This is a genomic window from Nostoc sp. (assembly GCF_036916985.1).
Classification (GTDB): domain Bacteria; phylum Cyanobacteriota; class Cyanobacteriia; order Cyanobacteriales; family Nostocaceae; genus Nostoc.
The window spans coordinates 81,734-100,069 of record NZ_JBALFD010000092.1 but is presented as its reverse complement, the minus strand read 5'-3'; the positions used below and the strand labels follow the sequence as shown (position 1 = coordinate 100,069).

14 protein-coding genes and 1 pseudogene are annotated in these 18,336 nt (G+C 41.0%); 7 read left to right on the top strand and 8 right to left on the bottom strand.

Annotation, left to right across the window (positions count from 1 at the left end; genetic code table 11):
• The 4 genes from V7L07_RS29885 (at nt 1) to V7L07_RS29870 (ending at nt 5,171) form a co-directional block, all read left to right on the top strand.
• Nucleotides 1-3,171, top strand: coding sequence for an RNaseH domain-containing protein (locus V7L07_RS29885; RefSeq protein WP_335062893.1), 3,171 nt, complete (start codon nt 1-3; stop codon nt 3,169-3,171).
• A 148-nt stretch (nt 3,172-3,319) separates the two neighbouring features.
• On the top strand, nt 3,320-4,801 hold the full coding sequence (locus V7L07_RS29880; RefSeq protein ID WP_179064323.1) for a site-2 protease family protein: 1,482 nt from the start codon (nt 3,320-3,322) through the stop codon (nt 4,799-4,801).
• Between the two features lie 5 nt (nt 4,802-4,806).
• On the top strand, nt 4,807-4,983 hold the full coding sequence (locus V7L07_RS29875; RefSeq protein WP_335005063.1) for a DUF6888 family protein: 177 nt from the start codon (nt 4,807-4,809) through the stop codon (nt 4,981-4,983).
• Complete coding sequence (locus tag V7L07_RS29870) at nt 4,980-5,171, top strand: DUF6887 family protein (protein ID WP_190942379.1); 192 nt, start codon at nt 4,980-4,982, stop codon at nt 5,169-5,171. Before V7L07_RS29875 ends, V7L07_RS29870 begins: the two co-directional genes overlap by 4 nt.
• Nucleotides 5,172-5,256: 85 nt before the next feature.
• Here V7L07_RS29870 and V7L07_RS29865 read toward each other — a convergent pair whose 3' ends face one another.
• Nucleotides 5,257-6,516 carry a glycoside hydrolase family 10 protein gene (locus V7L07_RS29865; RefSeq protein ID WP_335062981.1) on the bottom strand — a complete coding sequence of 420 codons (1,260 nt, stop codon included), beginning with the start codon at nt 6,514-6,516 and terminating at the stop codon, nt 5,257-5,259.
• A gap of 452 nt (nt 6,517-6,968) precedes the next feature.
• Complete coding sequence (locus V7L07_RS29860; RefSeq protein WP_335062891.1) at nt 6,969-9,038, bottom strand: vWA domain-containing protein; 2,070 nt, start codon at nt 9,036-9,038, stop codon at nt 6,969-6,971.
• A gap of 337 nt (nt 9,039-9,375) precedes the next feature.
• Here V7L07_RS29860 and V7L07_RS29855 point away from each other — a divergent pair, with 337 nt between their 5' ends.
• A complete protein-coding gene (locus tag V7L07_RS29855) occupies nt 9,376-10,200 on the top strand; it encodes an alpha/beta hydrolase (RefSeq protein WP_335062889.1) in 825 nt (274 codons plus the stop codon).
• Between the two features lie 225 nt (nt 10,201-10,425).
• On the opposite strand, the gene cobJ is transcribed toward V7L07_RS29855, so the two are convergent.
• The 6 genes from cobJ to V7L07_RS29825 form a co-directional block, all read right to left on the bottom strand.
• Nucleotides 10,426-12,144 carry a precorrin-3B C(17)-methyltransferase gene (gene cobJ, locus V7L07_RS29850; protein ID WP_335062888.1) on the bottom strand — a complete coding sequence of 573 codons (1,719 nt, stop codon included), beginning with the start codon at nt 12,142-12,144 and terminating at the stop codon, nt 10,426-10,428.
• 87 nt (nt 12,145-12,231) lie between these two features.
• Entirely contained in the window at nt 12,232-13,095 is an 864-nt protein-coding gene (locus V7L07_RS29845) for a DNA methylase (RefSeq protein WP_179068868.1), read from the bottom strand.
• A 36-nt stretch (nt 13,096-13,131) separates the two neighbouring features.
• Complete coding sequence (locus tag V7L07_RS29840) at nt 13,132-14,337, bottom strand: DNA methyltransferase (RefSeq protein ID WP_335062887.1); 1,206 nt, start codon at nt 14,335-14,337, stop codon at nt 13,132-13,134.
• Nucleotides 14,338-14,668: 331 nt separating this feature from the next.
• A complete protein-coding gene (locus V7L07_RS29835; protein WP_335062886.1) occupies nt 14,669-14,824 on the bottom strand; it encodes a hypothetical protein in 156 nt (51 codons plus the stop codon).
• A 37-nt stretch (nt 14,825-14,861) separates the two neighbouring features.
• Nucleotides 14,862-15,251: a hypothetical protein gene (locus V7L07_RS29830; RefSeq protein ID WP_335062884.1), complete on the bottom strand. Its 390-nt coding sequence runs from the start codon at nt 15,249-15,251 to the stop codon at nt 14,862-14,864.
• 372 nt (nt 15,252-15,623) lie between these two features.
• A complete protein-coding gene (locus tag V7L07_RS29825) occupies nt 15,624-16,016 on the bottom strand; it encodes a peptidoglycan-binding domain-containing protein (protein ID WP_335062882.1) in 393 nt (130 codons plus the stop codon).
• A gap of 215 nt (nt 16,017-16,231) precedes the next feature.
• Here V7L07_RS29825 and V7L07_RS29820 point away from each other — a divergent pair, with 215 nt between their 5' ends.
• Nucleotides 16,232-16,906 carry a nucleotidyltransferase family protein gene (locus tag V7L07_RS29820; RefSeq protein WP_335062880.1) on the top strand — a complete coding sequence of 225 codons (675 nt, stop codon included), beginning with the start codon at nt 16,232-16,234 and terminating at the stop codon, nt 16,904-16,906.
• Nucleotides 16,907-17,187: 281 nt separating this feature from the next.
• A pseudogene (locus tag V7L07_RS29815) lies at nt 17,188-18,143 on the top strand (IS630 family transposase).
• Nucleotides 18,144-18,336 lie beyond the last annotated feature (193 nt).

Below are 18,336 nucleotides of genomic sequence, written 5' to 3'. Positions count from 1 at the left end.
ATGACCGACAATTTTGATAATGACATGGAATTGGAAGAAGATTTATTTGAAGAAGAAGAAACTGATGATAATTTAGTTTCAGATACCTTTTATATTCAGCAAGGACAAATCAAGCTTGTCAAGAGATTTACCCAAGCTTTCACTGTACCGGATAATCTGCCTCCAATCATAGTAGAGGGTTTTACTCTTGCTTGGACAAAGGCTGCTTCCTTAGATTTTGCAGATATTCAAAAAGGAACTAATGTCAAAAATCTCCCCTATGCCTCATTTCGAGGATTTCTAGAAGTAGTACTAAAAAATGCAGCGCGAATTGAACCAGACGTAGGTCTTACAAAGTTTGCATTGAATAATGCTAAAAGGGGAAGCGAGCCAGAACCTTTTGTTTACCTAAATGGTGGTAATGAAGAAGATATCAATCAAATACTTCGCCCAATTATTAACGACTGGTTTGCAAATTATCTCAGACCCTTTGTAATAAAAGAAGACATATCAACGGATATTATTGACCGCTTGCAAGATTTGCAGGAAAGAGGAGAACTTCTGAAAATTTATCCATTTAAATCTCAAGTATTGCCTTGGAATTGGTCTAAACAGACAGGTACAACTCAGCCAAAAGATTTAACAGATAAATATGCCTATCGTGCGATAGTAGATTACGTAGCTCGTCAAATTGCTGGACAAGAGATTTTTCCAGACTTAGGGCCGATAAAACGTATTATTTCCAGCAATTCTGGGATTGTAGAATTGATGACCGATCCGATAACCTTATCTGACACAAAAGGTAAATTCAGCTTTGTGGTCAGCTTGGAAGTTGTGACTTATCCATCTTTGCCTCAACCTTTGGTGAAAGTTGAGGTTTCCAAACGTCGCTGGTTTACTCAGTTAAAAGCTCCTAAATATGACCGTAGGAATATTAGCGGGTTCATATTTTCTCAAGACTATCCCGATCGCGCCTTTACCTATAAAGTAAAATGCAAACAAGATAAAAATAATGAACAAGAGAAGAAGAATTGGAGTTGGGTGACAGATACAGATTTTGAAATTCTGCGAAGAGAATTGAAACTACCTCTGGAATCTTTTGATGGGCAACAAATCGCCTTGGGCAAAGCCTCTACTGATAGCTGTGAGGTTGTTTTAACTTACCGTAATGGACTTCAAGATAATTCAGAAGAAGACGAAAATAGTTCAGAAGGATATGGTATTGAAACAGGCGTACCAGAAATTGATAAATTAGATGCCTTGGAAGCGATCGCTAAAATTCTTAACCCATTAGGAATAGAAGTATTCGATAAATACTCTCTTGTAAAATCCAGCCATAATCTGGATGAGGCAAAGAAAGTATCACGCATGATTAATCTTCCTACACTGCTTGGTGGGGTTTTGGAAGCTCTTGAAACAAATTCTGACTTGGAGTTTACCGCGAAATACCTCGATAAACTCGACGAAAGTCAAATCGATAGCTTGCTACGTAAACACTTTGATATCCGTTTAGAAGAGATTGAGTGGGGAAGAAAAGCTCTTCAATTTAATAGATTTACGCCGAATCAAACGAATGATCTCCAAAATATCATTCAGGCAAACCAAGCAGCGATGCAGCGACTATATCCTAATGAGCAACCGAGACTGTTGATATTTTATGAAGATGATTTGGAGATAGAAGCAAAGCTATTGCAGAAAATTACTAAAGTTTTGTGGGGAAACACACTCGAAATTTTTATTAATCGCTTGCCAGCAAATACTCACGGACCACGAGAGGTTTTACCTGGAAAAGACTTGAAAAATAAGGAGCGATCGCGCCAGCGAATTGAAGCATGGGAATCCACTGCAAAACAAATTGAAGACCCCAATAAGCCAACTTTCTCCTTGATAATGGCACGGCAGTTTTACCCAGATCCTACTGGTCAAAAATCTCCTAAACATGACGATAAAGTTAATAAACCTTCAACCCGCCAAGCACTTGCAAAGGTTGGTAGTGGCGTGCAATTTCTTCTACCCATTGCAAAGACGCGTAAAACAAAGCATCTCAAACTCGCAGACTTCTTCCATCGGATGCAGTCGGCTCTGAAAGATTTGTTCTCGGCTCATTCTGGTCGGATTGATGGTGTAAAAGAAAAGGTTGACAAGTACTTGCAAAATATCCCACCAGAAGCTAGACCAAAAGAAATTTTAGGGTTCACAATCGTCCGTAAACAAAGGGGTCGCCTTCGTGGTGTTATTGAGAATACATTTTTAGCAGTGGTAATGCGCCTCAACGTAGATACAGGAAAATGTGAACTTTGCTGTGCTTACGAGAAAGGAAATTTAGTAATCAGCCCGTGGTTTAGCTTTTCTGATGCACTAGCTTTTATTGCCCAACTTACTCCCATCAAACTAGCTAATGAGAAAGCTGTACGCAAGACTCGATTCATGAAATTTGTGAAACAGATTGTCTCTAACTCTGTGGAAGATGGGATGCAACCATTGGTTATGATTGATTCTTCCAACTGCGTCCAATTGTGGTCTTGGCTCAAAGATGAGGAAATAAATACTAATCAAATTGACCTTGGTCAGCAGTCTGAGAATATGCAGGATGAATGGCAAGGCGCACGTATAATTCGCATTCGCCAAGAACTCGCCCCTGGAATTATTGAGAAAAAAGCCAGACATTTAATAGAGACTTCTTTAGAAGATACCAGGACTAAAGAAGAACTCAAGAAACTGTCGCCTACACTTAAAATAGATTCAGCATCTAGTTCGACTGGGTTATTTCGACTCAGCGCTACTAACCACACTGGATGTGTGGCTTATCTATCTGTGGCACGTGAAGCACCACATCAATATTCACGTGGTCAAAGTTGTTATCGCTCAACCCAGACCCTCGTTAAAAAAACTGATGTTTCTAAAGAGCCAATTTTTAACAAAGCTGGGTTAAACGTATATCAACTCTCTAAAAAACCTGCATTTGTGGGTCGCTGGCCTACTCCCAATCCCCTTGAGATTGTTATTACCTTGAGACAACCAGAAGATAATCCTGATGATTTAGCTGCCCTTGTGGAGTCACTGCGCTATGGCTTTGGTCACTACAGCGATTGGACAGGTTTGCCTGCTCCCCTATTTTTTGAGCGTGTTATACGGGACTACATTAGTGAATTTGCGATCGCAGATGAGGAAACTGAAGCAGAGCTAGATTAATAATCTACCAAAATTGCAATGCCTACGTTTTTGACTAGCCGACGCCAAACCGGATAATTTGAGCAGAGGGCAGGCAACGTTATAAATTAATAGTGTATCTGCAATACCGGACTTGTTCTGGCTTAGTTTCAATAGCAAAGGTTTGGAGATGTTTACTTTATCAGAAACTTCTATCCTGGCGGCAATCCTACTGGTAGCTTTAGGCATTTTGGGCTGGGGCTTTTATCGTGCTAGACCTTTTGGTAAGCTGGGAATCTTAGCCTGGTTACAGTCGGTGGTGTTGATGACTCCCTGGCTCCTGTTTTTTGGATTGTTTGCCGCAGGGATTTACATTAATATAGCGGGTATATTGTTCTTAGTGGTGACATCTGCCGGCTTGTACGTCTATTTGGGCAGACAGTTACGCGCAGCTGGGCAAGATGCCATCCTCAAGCAACGCGCAACCGAAAGACTCGCTGCGGCTTCCTCACTTGAAGCAAATTCTCCACAGCTAGCAGTCGCACAACTGAAAGTGGAGATCCCGCCAATAGCTGAAGATGACTTGAATGCAATTAAAGGCATTTTTGGTATCGATACATTTTTTGCCACAGAAACCATCGCTTACCAAGATGGAGCCATTTTTAAAGGCAATTTGCGGGGAGAACCAGAAGAGACTCACAACCGTCTAACTGCAAGTTTACGGCAACGCCTTGGCGATCAATATCGCCTGTTTTTAGTGGAAAATACAGATGGTAGACCAGTGGTGATTGTCCTACCCAGTCGTAATGATCCCCGTCCGCTTCAGTTATCACAAAAAGTCTTTGCGGGCGTTCTACTATTAGCAACTATTGCCACAAATTTAGAAGCAGCAGGCTTATTGCTGAATTTTGATTTCTTTGGCAATCCAGGGCGGTTTCAAGAAGCTTTACCCATAGGCGCTGGGATATTTGCGATTTTAGTAGCTCACGAAATTGGTCATTGGTTACTTGCCCAGCGTCACCAAATTCGCCTTAGCTGGCCATTCTTTCTACCCGCAGTGCAAATTGGCTCTTTTGGTGCAATTACCCGCTTTGAGTCTCTGTTGCCCAACCGCAAGGTATTATTTGATATTGCCTTGGCAGGGCCAGCCGCAGGTGGTATTGTCTCTTTGTTAATGCTGGTGACAGGCTTGCTGCTTTCCCACCCAGGTAGTTTATTTCAATTGCCCAATCAGTTTTTCCAAGGGTCGATTTTGGTGGGAAGCTTGGCGCGAGTTGTCCTTGGTTCGGCGTTGCAGTCACCCCTGGTAAGCGTTCATCCCCTAGTGGTGATTGGTTGGTTGGGGTTAGTCATTACTGCTTTGAACTTAATGCCCGCAGGACAACTAGATGGTGGCCGCATTATTCAGGCGATTTATGGGCGCAAAACCGCAGGAAGAGCAACGATCGCAACTTTAATTTTACTAGCACTAGTGTCTCTCGGTAATACTCTTGCCATGTACTGGGCGATCGTGATTTTCTTTTTGCAACGGGATCAAGAACGCCCCAGCTTGAATGAAGTCACTGAACCAGATGACGCTAGAGCCGCTTTGGGTCTTTTAGCTCTATTCTTGATGATTACTACCCTTTTACCCCTAACTCCGGGCTTGGCTGGGCGTTTGGGAATAGGATAGTTTTTATGGAGCCTACACCCAAACAAGCAATATCCGCAATTCGGGTGTGCGCTCAACTTACTAGAGTTTATAAAGGAATAGACCTTGTAAGGTTAGACGAGCGCACCAAAAATGTTTATATCTTGGCAAATAATTCAATCGAAGCTGAGGTAACACCAACTGGAGAAATTCTTTGGTTATGACAAAACCTAACTTTCAACAAATGCCTTTAGAGCAGCTAAGAACTTATATTTTGGAGCATCGCAACGACGATGAAGCATTCCATATCTACATCGACAGGAGACGTGCCCAATCTCCAAAACAAATGCCGATGACAATTGAGGAAGCCGAAGCTGATTTACAGAGACGGTTTGGACAGCAAGCTAGTTAAATTACCATAAAAGATTCTTAAGTAATTGTCGGTGAACACTTCACTTAAATTAAGCGATGTGTTCACAGACAACTGATGAGGAAAATTAACTGAGCGGCTTCCAGCCTGCTAGTAAATTCGGGTAAATTGTTGGTGTAGGGAAGATTTTTTGTAAGGCAGCTTGACGATCTTGTGGCTTTTCTTTGCTGATGTTCCAGAGGGATTCATAGAAAAAGAAAGAGACTCCGGCAAAATTGCGATCGCGGATTTTTTGCACTTGTGTCTGAATCTGCTGTATCGGTACGGATTTGTTTTTCAATCCAGCTAAAATACCCACACTTACGGGAATATGGCTCTTGGCTGTTTTCACTTCTGGATACTCTAATTCACTAACAAAAACATTCAAATCATCACGATATATCTGCAAAACTAAGTCTTCAATAATTCCTAGCCGTTCCCATTTTTGCCAGTCTGCTAAAAAGAAGTTGTAGGAAAAACGTTGAGGATTAGGAGCAACAGAAACGAGGCAATTTTTTTTAGTAGCTTTGATGGTTGTGAAAACCCGTTTCATAAATTCAGTGATTTTATTAGCTCTCCAACTTACCCATTCTGGATCTTTAAAGTTTTTGGGGGGAGCTTTACCACGGTGTTCTTTTTTATAAAGTGCTACTGTATAAGCATCGTATCCTAATTCTGATGGTAAGCCAAAATGGTCATCAAGTTGAATACCATCAATATTGTAATTTCTAACAATTTCAACGATTAAATCTTGAATAAACTGTTGTACTTCTGGGCGAAAGGGATTTAGCCAAACGCGATTATCATTCCCATCTTTGACAATCCGAGTTCCATCGCGGCGACTGGTGAGCCATTGGGGACGATTTTTAGCTAGTAGAGAATCTGCTGGTGCCATAAAGCCAAATTCAAACCAGGGAATCACTGTTAACCCTTTTTGATGTCCCACATCGACAATTTCTTTGAGGATATCTCGCCCTTGTAGTCCGGGTGTGGGATCGAGCGATCGCCCGATAACTTTGGCTGCTACTTTACTAGGATACAACGTATATCCCCAATTCCAAACCGCTGGATATATCGTGTTAAAATTGAGTTCATCAAGGCGTTGCAAAGATCCCTTGAGGCGATCGCGCTCGAATAACACATCACTATCAATATTTGTTAACCATACTCCCCTTAATTCTGATGCGGGCGTTTGCGGCAGATTAATTTGAGCCTTCAAGGGGAACGATAGCATCACCGTACTTACCACACTCAAGGTAAGCATAACGACAAACAAAAGAGACTTTCTGGTTTGGCGAATATTCCACCAAAAAGGAAACTCAACACACCACTTTACAAACCTTTTCATCATTGGGTTATAGACATCATCAACTTATGAACAATTAGCATGAATAGCGATCGCTTCGATTGTAAGCGCTAAAACAATCGTCATGAAAAGTGCTGAGTTCCGTTAGCGGTAGCGGGGCGTTTAGCCCGTGCTGAGATGAAAGACTGCCCACAATATGCGGGGCATCAACCTCCTCTAGATAAGAAGATTCCGCTTAACATCGGGCAGGGCTTTTACCATAGTGAAAAAGTACTGAGTATTATTCTGACTCACACTACAAGCCGAGGCACTCAGTACTTAGTATGGTAAAAACACACCTGCTCTGGCGAAAGGAATGATGCCTCCGGCACGCCAAAGGCGAACGCGGCTATACGAGACTTTACCCACCTGCGTGGGTTTCAAATTCTTTAAGTCCGCGTAGGCGGACTTCGTTTGTGTAGCCGCGATTTCTAATCGCCTGGTATATTTACTCTCTACTCCCTACTTCCCGTCCTGGTAATCAACCCCCTAGATTGCTCCACCAGACGAATAAACTCATCCCGATAACCCTCCTGATCTTCCCCCTTCCCTTGGGTTGCTAATTTCATCACCAAATCATAATTAGCATTCCCCTTATACTCAGAGTCACGCAAAACCATCCCAAAGGTAGCGACCGCAGCAGCAAATCTCAGGTTTGTAGAGGGTATCTGGTCAGTTCTCAAATCATCATCTTGGATGGTTTGGGTAATTAATTGACTGGTGCTATCCTGGGGCAACTTATAGCGAAGTTTTACTTGCATCAACTCATTGCCGATAGCATTCGAGGCAGTTTCACCAGAACGCTGATATCGCAAGGGGTCTACCTCTGGCAGCTTCACATCACTCTTTGTACCGGTGGGAATGATTTCATAAAGTGCTGTCACAGAATGACCAGCCCCAATATCCCCTGCATCTTTCTTATCGTCATTGAAATCTTGGTTTTGCAGCAAGCGGTTTTCGTAGCCAATCAACCGATATGCCTGAACTTTCGCCGGATTAAATTCCACCTGAATTTTCACATCCTTGGCAATGGTAAATAGAGTTCCCCTCAAATCGTTAACTAAAACCTTTTTGGCTTCCAATAGGGTATCGATGTAAGCGTAATTGCCATTACCTTTATCAGCCAATTGCTCCATTTTCCCGTCCTTATAGTTGCCAGTACCAAATCCCAACACCGTCAGGAAAATTCCCTGGTCTCGCTTCTGTTCAATTAATCGCGTCAAGTCGGCATCACTGGAAACGCCGACATTAAAATCTCCATCGGTAGCTAAAATTACTCTGTTATTACCAGATTTGAGGAAGTTTTGTTTGGCTATCTTGTAAGCTAGTTCAATACCCTGTCCGCCAGCAGTGGAACCTCCAGCCTCCAAGCGGTCAATAGCCGCCAGAATTTTTGATTTCTGACTACCAGGAGTTGCAGGTAAGACTAATCCAGCATTCCCAGCATAAACTACCAAACTTACCCGATCTTCAGGGCGCAGTTTATTCACTAGTAATTTCAAGGATTGTTGCACCAAAGGCAATTTGTTGGGGTCATCCATAGAACCGGAGACATCAATCAGAAATACTAGGTTGCTGGGTGCTAAGGTTTCGCTCTCTAAGCGTTTACCTTGCAAACCCACTAGTACCATCTTATGTTGAGGATTCCAGGGAGTAGCAGCAACTTCAGTGGTTACAGAAAAAGGGCGATCGCCTTTTGGTTGAGGATAATTGTAGGTAAAATAATTGATCAATTCCTCAATTCGCACTGCATCCTTGGGTGGTAATTCCCCTTGAGTAATAAACCGTCGCATGTTGCTGTAGGATGCTGTATCGACATCAATAGAAAAGGTGGAAAGTGGGTCATTCCCGACGCGATGAAAGGGATTATCCTCAATTCTGTTGTAGTTTTCTGTATTAAATCTGCTATCTGTTTCTGCTTGGGGGGCAACTCTTCCAATACTACTACCAGCTTGGAGTTTAGGGCTTGTAGGGCGGTTAACAAGTTGATCCTGCACAGATGCCCTAGACGGAATACTAGGGGGTAGAACTGTGGGTAAGGGTTGAGTCTTTCGGGTAGACTCAGGTAGAGTACGTTCTCTGGTAGTCTGAGTTGGAGTGGTGAGATTACGAGCATCCAATTCATCTATCGAATTTCTGAGGATTGCTAACTCCGGCGCGAATTCGGACTGCAAGCGTTGCAGAGTTTTCATATCTGCTTGGGTAACTATCTTGGGATCATTCGCTGCTAGCTCATTGATGCGATTTAGACAGTCATTCAAGACTGTGGCAAACTCAGTTCGAGTTATGGGAAGAGTGCCAAAGTTTTGGACGGAAACGACACAACTATACTGTTTTACCAATCCCTGGAGTGCTTGGTAGTCAGGGTGATTGGGTAGAATGCTAGAACTGGGAGGAGTCTGATTGGCTGGAATCGCAACCGTAGCAGACTGACGTAAAAGCGCAATTCCTATTGATGGTATTAATAATAACAGTGCAACAATACTGACTCGTTGCCACATTTTGGACGGAATCGGGTAAGACATGGCTAAATCCTCACACTAAATTTGTTTTGTCACATTTGAAGTTTCTACTTATTTAGAATAGTCTTGAGCAGCCTGAGATTTTATAACCGTTGCAGTTTTGGTAACTGTGATTGATACAAAACTAAGCATTTCTGTCTAGCATCAGGAAATATAGCGGTTCTTGATATCAGTTCAATAATCTGGGTCAAGCAATTACTCAGTCGTTCAATTGCAGAAGACTCAATAGTTTTTCTGATCAAGCTAGTATTAAGTTTGGTGAAGTTGTATTTGTTGTAGTTAGGAAACATCAGAAATTGGGAAACCTGGAAATAAAGCTTTACCCAATAAATAAAAAGTAATGGATAAACAAAAACTTAGAAAACTACTAATTGGTGATTTTACTTGGCAACGGCTGGTTAAATCTTTAATCTTTATCTATATATTTTTTGGAGTATTTGTATATTTTCGGGCAGATAGCATGATTTTTCAATCTAAACCTTCTAGCTATGAGGATGATCCAAAAATTTTGAAGTTGACAAGTGGTGAAAATACGAAGATATCAGCTACATATTTATTGAACAATCAAGCTAAATATACGATTCTTTATTCTCATGGTAATTCCGAAGATTTAGGAGAAATCAAACAGATATTAGAAAAATTACACGCCTGGGGTTTTAGTGTCTTTGCTTATGATTATCGCGGTTATGGTACGAGTGAAGGAAGGCCAACAGAAAGTAACGCATACGAAGATATCAATAGTGCTTACAATTATTTGACCCAAAATTTAAAAACACCACCCGAAAGAATTATAGTTTTGGGTCGTTCGGTTGGCGGTGGTTCTGCGTTAAATTTAGCAATGCGAAAACCAATAGCTGGTTTAATTATTGAAAGTTCGTTTACTTCTGCTTTTCGAGTAATAGTACCTTTTCGGATTTTACCTTTTGATAAATTTCCCAATCTAGACAATATTAAAAAAGTCAAATGCCCGATATTGGTGATTCATGGAAAAGCAGATGATATAATTCCTTTTACTCATGGAGAAAGGTTATTTGATGCTGCAATATCCCCAAAACTTTATTTGTGGGTTGAAAAGGCAAATCATAATGATTTATTCTGGGTAGCTGAAGAAAAGTATCGTCAAACTTTGCAGGAGTTTACTAGACTTGTCAATATTAAAAATTAAAAATATTTCAGATTAAGAGAAGTGTCTTGCACGGTTATTACAGCAGATTGCAGGTAAGTGAGGTACAAATTTTAAGCACAAAGCCATATAGGATGTCCTAATATTTAAATCGCATAAACTGGGCGGGCAAGATGCCCACCCCACAAGAGTTATGTTTAATTCGATTATGCAAATTAGAGTTTTTTAGCTGATCAAGAGAGTTTCAACCCTGTTCCCTACTGGCTGTTAGGTATAGCGACGCGGTGTATAAACCCAGATGCTACCATCGCTGCGCTTGATGGTTCTAGTTTTTGTGGAACCAACGAGAATAATTGTCCGCATATCAGCGCTTGCTGGTGTTAACTGGTCAAGTGCGATCGCTTTTACCGTCTGTCCTGGTCTACCGAGATTCCGTGCTAATACTACTGGTGTATCTCGTGTGCGATGTTGCAGCAAAATATTTCTTGCTTCTGCTAGTTGCCAGGTGCGCTCTTTGGAAACAGGATTGTAGAAAGCAATCACAAAATCAGCCTCAGCAGCAGCGGTAATTCGTTGTGCGATCGCAGACCAAGGTTTCAAGATATCCGAGAGGGAAATAGCACAGAAGTCATGCCCCAAGGGCGCACCAATGGCTGCTGCTGCTGCCTGCATTGCAGAGATGCCTGGGGCTACATGAATGTCGATACTTTCCCATTCGGGTTTACGATCGCGATCGCATACCTCAAAAACTGCTGTTGCCATTGCATAGATACCAGGATCACCAGATGAAACTACAGCTACATATCGCCCAGATGCGGCCAAATCAAGAGCCATCTTTGCCCGTGCTTCTTCTTCACGGTTGTCGGATTCATGCCGTTCTTTGCCATCAGCCAGAGAACCAACTAAATCTAAATACGTTTTATAACCCACAAGGTCAGTTGCCGACTTGAGTATCTCCTTGACTTCGGGAGACATCCATTGCGATCCACCAGGGCCAGTGCCAATAATCGCTAACCGTCCGCGTGGCTGACCGATGGTGTTGGGGTCTATTGGTTGGGGGGCAATAGCGATCGCAATGTTAGGAGAAGGGGAAGATAAGGGAGATGTGCCTGTAGCGGCGATCGCTGCGGCTTGGGCGGGGCTATAGCCTTGTGAAAGTAGACTTTCTAGCTGATTTGGGGTAAAGAAGCGGGCAGGTACTCCCAAGGCTCTAGCGACGGCGTGAATTGCGGGATCGGCGGCGGTAGCGATGGGTGCAAATATGCCAGCAACTGATGTTTTTTCTAGTTTGGCATCAGCTAGTAGCTGTTGGACTAAAGCTACTGCATCATCAATGATGTCACTAATTGCGATCGCGATCGTTGCTGGGTGGTAGACAAGACTGTTGGCTGTGGGAGTCACCAAACGTTCTGTAACTTGAATGGTCAAATCTCCCTGTGGATCTATGGGCAGTTTACTATTGCTCAACCAAGGGGCTATTCCTTCTAGCTTGACTTGCGCCCCGGCTAGGACATCTGAGATAAATTTCTTAGCGTCGTCTGGGTTCGCTAAATGGTATCCAGAGGGAGGAGATAACAACGTTGTACCCAAACGTAAATCGCCTGTGGTGGTAATTGCAGGTTTGACATCCAGGGCTTCAGCAATGCGGCGTGCCAAATCGTTTACCCCACCAAGTCCGCCCAATAGGGGGACAACAGCACTACCATCTTCAGCTACAGCTAGCACTGGTGGTTCCTGTCGTTTTTCTGAAAGTAGCGGAGCTAGAGTCCTAATTAAAATGCCGGCGGCACAAATGCCAATCAGCGGCCTTCCCTGGGTAAATAACTCACGCAACGTCTCGCCAAAATTTGTGAAGCTGACATCAACTCCAGATGTGCGACCCTCTAGACCGTATAGCGTCGCCCCTGGTAGAACACTGATTATTTTGCGTGCTACTGTCACGCTATTTTGACCTAATATTACAATGGCGGGTGCAACGTTCATCATTACTTAATTACGAATTACGTAGCTTGCTTCTCGCCGGAGGCGAGTATTACGTTAGCGTAGCCCATTACGAATTATTTAATTAGCACTTTAAATAAATGTTCTTAGAAATTTGAGCGCTTCAATTTTATTGTTAAATATGGCATGAATTAAGTCACCATTATTATAACGAATATCAATCTCGTATTTTAATGGTGGGGCTAATGTAGGTTGATTATCTGGATAGTTATGAATATATTCAATAGCATTTTCGACAGTGGCAGTTTGTTGACATAGCCCATGTAGGACAATGATATTTACCTGTTGGACTAGTCTAGCAAATGACTGCTCTAAAGTATTGATAAATTTATCTATTTGGAATTTTTCAAGACTTAGCATTTGATTTTTGATGTTAGTAATATCCGGCGCTGATAATTTTTTCCATTGCTCAATCCTATTTTGAAAGTCTGCTTCTAACGTACTTTCATTGAAAGATGCATTTATACCAACAGATGTAAATGATTTAACGATGTTTTCATACTTAAGATAAAGAATTTTAAAGCCCTTAGATTCTAATTGATCAAGCGCTCCTTGAGTAAACACACCTGCTAGAATAGCTCCTAAAAATGGGTTAAGGTGACTATAGGTGTCTGCCAAAGGAATAAGCGCTCCTTCAATTTCTTGAACCTTGTTTCTAGAATGCTTGGTGTAACGCCGCCATGCAGTCTCAATAAATGCTACTGGAAGACCAAGAGTATCTTCTGTACCTCCTCGTTCCAGTACATAGTCAAGATCATGATAGTTACCGTAGCGATCTTGCCATGATACCTTTTTAGTGATTCGTGCCTTGCGCTTTCTCTGAGAGTCTAAGTAAAAACCATGCTCATCAGCCACTTGTTGAAGTGTCTCACGAATAAATTCTTGGATGAAATGCCCTAAAATCTGACCCCATTTATGTGAAAATGATTCTGCCATTACATTTGTGCAAAAATAATTTGGGTTGTGATTACCCTATCCGTAAACCCACAAACAACCTTCGCAAAGAGGAACTCTATGCTTGCGATTTTTCCACTTCACATTTCGGTCACGAACTTTTTCAAAATTAAAAGATTCAAACCCTGCGGCTTCTGCTAATAAACCCATCCATTCAATCACCGGAATATAAACACCATAGGGAGCAGAATCGCCAATCATAAAGCAAACTGTTGCAGGACTTTTGCATACTCTGCGAAGTGCTATCCAAACTCTAGCCATATCCAAAAAATAGCAGGCAATCATCAAATGATAATTCTTTTTACCTCCATGTAAATGTCGTTCTTGGGACAATTTGTGACAAATTTCAATAATACTAGTCTTGATTGGATATAGCTCATGAGATGCTAGAACTTCATCAATGTTTACATTCTTATTGGTTACGTGCTGCGAACATGAACGAATTAAGTATTGCCTCACCGCACTTTGTAAATCACTCCAACCGGAAATTTCTTTCATAAAACACATTTCTAGACGTGTCGCATCTGCATAGTCATAGTTGTTAGCATACGGTGGTGAGGTGATTACCAAGTTGGCAAAATTATCAGGTACACCCTGGCAAGTCCGAGCATCAGATTGAATAAGTGTAGCAATAGAAGCCGCCATTTTTCCGGCAATTCTCATATCTGTAGCTATACTCTCTGCCATTAGCCCAAAAGCAGACATTGTATCTAAAGAATATTGTTTCTTTTTATTTGGTAAAATGTACTGCCAAGGTGCAGTTCCAGCATGAGAAACATGACGAAGAATTGATACAAGTGTTAACCAAACTAACTGAGATTCAGATGAATCATCGGCAAATTTTTCCCAAGACTGGCGCAATCTATCTAAAGACTCAAGTGAAGATATACTAAAGCATTCATGAATCAGTTTCGGGTATGTATCTACACAGGGCTGAACATTTTCGGCACATTTTATAACTTTTTGTATATGTTCAAGATAAGCATCAGCGTCAGTTTGATATAAAAGTTTAGCTCTTGCTATACGCACAACAAAGGGATGAGCCTCAATTCCCAAACATTCAACTCCAAGCTTTTCAGATGCAAGTAAAGTTGTACCAGAACCAGAGAATGGATCTAAGACAGTAGTTTCTCCTCGTTCTTTAGCTTGGGTAATTATAGTTTCTACCCATTGTGCAGAGAAACCTGCACTAAATCTAAACCAGCGATGAACTGGCAGTTTCATGTTATTAATGAATGTAGATGAACTGTCCAAGGATTGGGAAGTGCAAGAAGAAAATTCCTGAAATGGCAATTCTAATTGTAGATTCATGTGGATAGTTATTATTATTTATGAAGCGATCGCTGGAAAATAAATAGGTAAAATGCGGCTTTGCAATACTAGTACACAGTAATTATCGCAGTTGGTTAAAATGTTCCTCTGTAATACCCAACTGCTTTAGAATTTCATAAAATGCATAGGAATTGTGTAGTCTTGTAAAGAATTCATAGGTATAGCCGCAAGTTTGAGTTAAACCTTCAGTTTACAGTAGACATCTCCAGAAATTAAATATGCGTTACCCAGAATCCTTGTAGAGACGTAGCACTGCTACGTCTCTACATTCATTTTCGGAGATGTCTAGCGATCGCCTTCTCTCAAAAAAGTGCGATCGCTTCTTAAATTGGGGACTGTAAACTCCTAAAATTTGAATGGAGATTGGGATTCCAAGCAAATACCCAAAGGATTTTTTCCCCAATCCCCAATCCAACTCAACTCACTTTACGCTCTTTCAAGACTTGATCTAACAAGTTTCTAGCAGGTTGTGCTTTCGCCAACGCTACTTGATGGTCATTATAAGCACGAACAAGGCGAGAAAGACTGCTCACACCTGCCTTGAGTTGCTCAAGTTCTTCACCAGCTACCAGTTCTCCATCCAGCATCCGTCCAATCAATGGTTTGATATCACCCACTTCCTGCCGGACTTTTTGGAGTTTTTCTAGGGTACTCAGTAAAGTTTTTAGTGAGTTTAATATATCGTCAATATCCTGGGCATCCTCTACTGGTTCCGGCGAATTTTCAATTATTGCCGTGTCTTTGTCTGCAACTGTAGGCAATTCCTCTACAGACGTTTCACTTGTAACCCCGTTTGCTCGTGCCATCAACGCTTCCTCAAGGAATTTTCCTCAGTGTATCGCTGATCTCAAGTTGCCAAAGATAGTATTGTCATAATTCGTTAAACGAGATTGCATACATTTGAGCATATCCCTCTCATCCTTAAAGCCAAGGTTGGTAAATTACAGAAGATTTTACAGCTTTGTTATTCAGTTATTATTGCCTTGAAACCGCTTCACTGAGTCGAGGATTCACGTTGGTGTAGCCCACCGTAGTTAGCACAATATTAAAATGCCTGCGACATGGCCGCAGGCAATATTAAGATAGAAAAAGCTGGGTTACTAGTTTAAGGCTAGAAAATAAATTCTAGCCTTTTGCGTTTAAGGCATTTCAGTAATGAGGATATTGAGTAAACCATTCTATTTAAGAGCTGCTAAAGTCCGGCGTCCAATTATTCCGTCTGCTCTTAATCCTTTAGACTTCTGAAATTTGATTACTGCTGCACGAGTCCTGTTATCAAACACACCATTCACATTTGCTGTATAGAATCCTTGCTGCTTTAAAGAATTTTGAGCAGTTTTTACTGTCTCTCCCCGGCTGCCTACTGTCAGTACATTACTACGCTTTGCTAGACTCCTGGGCTTTTGCTTGGCAACAGCATTAGTTTTTTTAATCGTGTTTTTTTGCGGAGTATTTTGGGCGACGTAGGTAGCAGTAGCCGGATTTTGACTTTTATGATTGCTTAAAGAGAAAGCAGGCAAAGCAGTAGCTAGAGTTAGAGCAGGGAGTAAAGCAAGTACTTTCCAATTCATCTTCTTGTTCCTTCTAAACTATATGAAATTTTGCAATTTTGATTTGAAGAGTCATCTTCATAAGGGCCTGTGCCTGAAGTGATTCTCCTCGGTAGACTCTGGCGTGTGGGTTTAGCATAAGACTACTTCCGAAGCCAGAGCTATAGCATCACATGTCATATTGACAAAGTTATTGCAAAATTGTGACGAAAGCATGACTAAATATATTAAAATTTATGTCGGACGAGGTTACGCTCTTGATTTATGAGAATTTCCCGAAGCTGGATTTAGATACTCGACTTCTTGAAGAAGCTAGATACCTGAGTAGTAACTTTGCAATTGTTCTCGCAGCAGGTAAATCTACTCGTATGGGTACTTGCAAAACTTCACTCCCTTGGCATGAAGGTAAAACATTATTAACTTATCAAATAGAACAGTGGTTAAGTGTAGATTTTACCCCTGTAGTAGTTTTAGGTTCACACAATAGCAATAAACAAAAAGATTTGCCTGATAATAGTTTATCTGTAATTAACTTTCATACCAATTTCGGTAAAACAACTTCTCTGCTCACAGGGTTGCAATATATTCCCCAAAACTTTGAAGTCTTAGCAATTTCAGCAGTTGATCAACCCAGAAAATTAGAGATTTACCAGAGATTACTATTAGCACACCAAGACAATTCAGCAGTGATTACTGCACCGACATATCAAGGTAAAATAGGACATCCATTGTTATTTAGTAATGGGATGCGATCGCATTTACAAAATATCCGTGAAGAAAGCTTAGGTTTACGCCAAATTATCAAAGAATTTTATCCAGTAATTCATCAAGTTAAATTTGATAATCCGGCTGTGCTATTAGACATTAATACACTGGAAGTATATCACGAACACCTGCATAATCTGGGGTAGCAATATTACTAACAAGATTCTCAATTTCCTAGCTTGACTTTATCAATTTTCTAACTCCTGCGGAGTCGTTGTAGGAACTATCAGGCTAAAATCTAAGGCTGTTTTATACAACGAGAAAAAATTGAATTGGGGACTGGGGACTAACGACTAGGAAGATAAAATGAGTAATGAGTAATACCCATTACTTATTACTTATTACTTATTACTTATTACTTATTATAGCGTTTCCTGGTCTGGTGAGGTACACTTAATAAATAGGTTGTGCATTTTATCCAATAGAAATGAAGGCATACTCACTCGACTTACGTCAGAAAATTATCGATGCCTACTTTGAAGGTAAAATATCTCAGCGTCAGATTGCAAAACGGTTTCAAGTAGCCCTAAGTTTTGTGGAAAAATTGCTGAAACAATATCGAGAAATAGGAAGTATTGCTCCCAAGGCACGGATTAAACAAACACCAACAAAACTTTCACAAGAACAATTAAATATTTGATCTTCAATTGTCTCTGATAATAATGATGCAACGTTGGATGAACTGCGTATACTTTTAGAACAAAAAACCGGAGTTTTAATAGGTCGATCAACCCTAGATAGAATGTTGCATCTTCTAGACTTAAAACTTAAAAAAAACACTACACCCCACCGAAAAAGAGACTGAAAGAGTTCAATTACTAAGGGTGGAATTTTGGAAAAAGGTTCAGGGAATTCTAGCTGAAAACCTTATCTTTATTGACGAATCTGGTATTAATTTATCTTTAGTACGATTGTTCGCGCGTGCCCCAAAAGGAAAAAGAGCGCGAGGCGAGCGTCCTATTAAACGAGGAAAAAACGTCTCTTTAATTGGTGCAATTGGTTTCCAAGGTGTAATTACTCAAATCAGTCTTCTTAGTGCAACAGATGGACTTACCTTTGAGGCATTTATCTCCCAGAAGTTAGTTCCCAAACTATGGAAAGGAGCCTTTGTAGTCATGGATAATTACTCGATTCATAAAGGTAAAGAAATTGAAGCAATGATTCAAGCGGCAGGAGCAAATCTTATTTACTTACCGCCTTACTCTCCCGATTTTTCACAAGCTTGAAAACTGCTGGTCAAAAATCAAGAGTATACTACGTTTTATTGGTGCCAGAAATTATCCTTCTTTAGCGAAAGCAATTGAAGAAGCTTTTAATAAAGTGTCTTTAAAAGATATTCAAGGCTGGTTTACTCATTGTTGTTACTGTACCTCATTAGACTAGGAAACGCTATACTTCAAAATCAAGCCAGACACAACGAGAAGAGGGGTTTTTACCTACCTTGAGATACAAGGACCGTTTCGCCCACAAGGAGCGAGGTTTTGAACCTTCACTTTTTCGATAAATATGTGGATTAGCGAAGGATTACGACTTCGCTACAGAATGCTAGGTGTAGAGTCTTGGAGAGAGGCTTTAA